Source organism: Planktothrix sp. FACHB-1355, from assembly GCF_014748295.1.
Classification (GTDB): domain Bacteria; phylum Cyanobacteriota; class Cyanobacteriia; order Cyanobacteriales; family Aerosakkonemataceae; genus Aerosakkonema; species Aerosakkonema funiforme_A.
In genome coordinates, this window is sequence record NZ_JACJUP010000732.1 from 1 (window position 1) to 3530 (window position 3530).

Consider the following 3530-nt stretch of genomic DNA (forward strand, 5'->3'; position numbering starts at 1 on the left):
ATGGTGCAGCTTGCGGATTAGTAGCGCTAAACTCTATGCCATCACCAAATTTGATACTACTGGCTGTACTCCCCAAAAATGAGCCGCCTATATTTAATTTGGCATTCTGCCCAAAAATAATCCCATTTGGATTAATCAAAAATAAGTTAGCTGTGCCATTAGCGCGAATCAATCCATCTATATTCGATATCGAATTACCGGTTACCCGGCTGAAAATATTCTGGATCTCGACTGCGTTATTGAAAAATGCCTCACCGCCAGTTGGGATAGAGAACTCCCGAAAGCTATGGAAAAGATTGTTTCCCGCTCGGTTGCCGTCATTTATTGTAAATTTCTGATTATCTAGAGTTGTGACGTTGGTGGATAAAGTGGCATCTGGAACGATTTGCGATCGCACTTCTCTACCCCATCCCAAATAAAGCAGCGCCAAACCACTCGCCAACCACAACTTTAACTTGACTTGAGGACAAAACAGTGCTGGCAGAGATACCTGTGCGTAAGGCGATCGCATTTGCATAGATGAATACCGAACAATTTCAGGATTATATCTCCATCAATAAAATATTCACAATGACGCAACAAATTTTTAATCGTTCTTAAAGATAACAAATAAATAAAAAAGGCAAAAGATGAAGTCAGGAAATTTTCCTTTTACCCTTCTTTCTTTTGCCTTTTGCCTTTTGACTTTTGACTTTTGCCTTACTTAGACTTGATTAGTTACGGAAGTAGGCTGTACGGTATTTGTCGGTGTAGCCCCATTGAGGTGCTGTACCGGATCGGCTACTGGATTGCGTGACTGGATCAGAGCGATCGCACGGCTGACAGTTTCGGGTAAAATCACCACCAAACTACCGGCAGAAGCGGTATCTAAAGCGCTGTTGACAGCTGTTGTCTCATCGAGGATAGCTTCGTAACGGGAATCTGGCTTAGTTTGCTGGATGCCTTTGACAATCAAGGCAGATGCGTCGCCGCGAGGGCGTCCCCGCGTGTCGTCGTCTTCTTTGACGATGATGCGATCGAACATTTCTGCCGCCAGTTTGCCCAACAAAATGAAATCTTCATCGCGGCGATCGCCTGGGCCACCCACTACACCAATCCTCTCACCCGGCCAGTTGCGGACAAAACCGCTCAGCGCCTCGTAGCTGTGGGGATTGTGAGCATAATCCACCAAAGCGTGGAATTTGCCTAAATTAAAGATATTCATCCGTCCCGGCGTTTGGTTGACGGAAGCGCGGAATGTTTTGAGTGCGGTGCGAATTGTCTCGATATCAACTCCTTGCACAAACGCCGCCAAAGCAGCCGCCAGGGCATTGGCAATCATAAACGGCGCACGTCCTGCCATTGTGAGGGGTACGTTTACCGCCTGGTCGATTCGCAGCGTCCAATCTCCCTTCAAAATCGACAAATAGCCGTTTTCGTAAACTGCCGCCACGCCTCCCTTGCCAGTGTGTTCTTTCACCAACTGGTTATCTGGATTCATCGTGAAGTAAGCAACTTGGGCTTTCACCCGCTTGGCCATATTTGCTACCAAGGGGTCGTCTGCATTCAGTATCGCGTAACCTTTAGGCAAAACAGCTTCTGCTACCACACACTTGAGGTCGGCTAATTGCTCTACAGTATCGATATCGCCGATTCCCAGGTGGTCTGCGGCCACATTTAGCACTACGCCGACATCGGAAGCTTCAAAACCCAAGCCGGAACGCAATATCCCACCGCGTGCGGTTTCCAGCACTGCCACTTCCACAGTCGGGTCTTGCAGAATCAACTGAGCGCTTTGCGGGCCGGTATTGTCTCCTTTTTCCACCAGATAATCCCCGATGTAGGTGGCATCGGTGGTCGTGTAGCCCACTGTTAAACCGGCACTCTTATAAATGTGGGCGATCAATCGCGTTGTTGTCGTCTTGCCGTTTGTACCGGTGATTGCCAAAATGGGGATGCGAGAGGGAGTGCCGGGGGGAAACAGCATATCCATCACCGGAGCCGCGACATTCCGCGCAATTCCCCTACTGGGTGCAACGTGCATCCGGAATCCGGGTGCGGCGTTGACTTCGACGATGACGCCATCCACTTCTCTTAACGGTTTGGTGATATCGGGGGTGACGACATCAATGCCGGCGATATCCAAACCGATAATTTTTGCTACCCGTTGCGCGATCCAAACATTTTCCGGGTGGATGTCATCGGTGCGATCGACTGCAATCCCGCCCGTACTGAGGTTTGCCGTAGCCCGCAGGTAACATATTTGACCTTCTGGCAGTACTGTTTCCAGAGTGTAACCTTGCCGTTCCAACAATTGCCAGCTAGTACGGTCTAACGTAATTTTGGTGAGAACGTTTTGGTGTCCTTCGCCCCGATTCGGGTCTTTATTCGTTTCTTCAATTAATTGCTCGATCGTTAATTTGCCATCTCCTACCACATGAGCCGGCACCCGTTCGGCAACCGCTACCACTTTGCCGTTTACCACCAATACCCTGTGGTCTCTACCTTGATAATACCGTTCCACAATCACGGATTTGGAAACTTCTTTAGCGGCATCGTAGGCTTCTTCCGCTTGTTCCCAAGAGGTAATGTTAATGGTTATACCCCTACCGTGATTGCCATCCAGGGGCTTGATTACAATTGGGTAGCCGCCCACATCTTGGATGGCATCTTGCAGATCGTCTAGATAGTTGATGACGGTACCGCGAGGAACAGGTACTCCAGCTTCCCGCAAAATCTGTTTAGTGCTTTCTTTATCAGAAGCTAACTCTACACCTAAAATACTGGTGTTGGAACTCAGAGTTGCTTGCATCCGCTTTTGGTGTATCCCGTAGCCGAATTGCACTAAGGCGCGAGCGCTCAAAGATGCCCAGGGCACTCCCCGTGCTTCTGCTTCTTTGACAATGGTTTCTGTACTCGGCCCTAAAGAGGCATCCGACCACATTTCCTGCAAATCTAACAGGTCTTGTTCTAATTCCTCTTTAGGATATGTGCCGGTTTCTACTATGCTATGACACAGACGCACGGCTGCCCTGGCAGCATAGCGACCTGCTTGTTCGTCTTTATACTCAATAACTACTTGGTAGGTGCCGGGTGTGCTTGTTTCGCGGGTACGACCGAATCCTACTGACATATCTGCCAGTTCTTGGAGTTCGAGGGCTACGTGTTCCACAATATGTCCCATCATTGTGCCTTCTCGAATTCGGCTGAGGAAGCCGCCCTTGCACCCTGGCGAACAAAAATGTTCTTCTAAACTAGGCAGTACTTGTATTAATCCCTCGTAGAAGCCAGGAATCTGATTCGACGGTCGATCGGCAAGCTCTTCTAAATCGAGGCGCATCACGACCAGTTTGTGGCGTCTAATGCTCCAGTAGTTTGGACCGCGTAACGTCTGGATTTTAAGAATTTTCATGGCAGTATCCGAGGGTCATTTGGCAGCGAGGAAGCAATCAAAGCAACTATCTAGTTTCTTATGGGGAAGAGTTATTAAACTGTTCGCTATGGACATTTTTATGTATCTGTTGCTGGTATCCCATCCATCCTAGAGAAGA

Annotated in this window: 2 protein-coding genes; both read right to left on the reverse strand. The window is 48.6% G+C overall.

Annotated elements, in window-relative coordinates; translation table 11 throughout:
- Window positions 1-517 (reverse strand): filamentous hemagglutinin N-terminal domain-containing protein (locus H6S82_RS23910; RefSeq protein WP_242057090.1); only part of this gene is annotated, 517 nt, incomplete at its 3' end.
- Window positions 518-703: 186 nt separating this feature from the next.
- Window positions 704-3391 (reverse strand): cyanophycin synthetase, encoded by a 2688-nt coding sequence (gene cphA / locus H6S82_RS23915; RefSeq protein ID WP_190470038.1) that lies wholly within the window; start codon window positions 3389-3391, stop codon window positions 704-706.
- Between the last annotated feature and the right edge of the window lie 139 nt (window positions 3392-3530).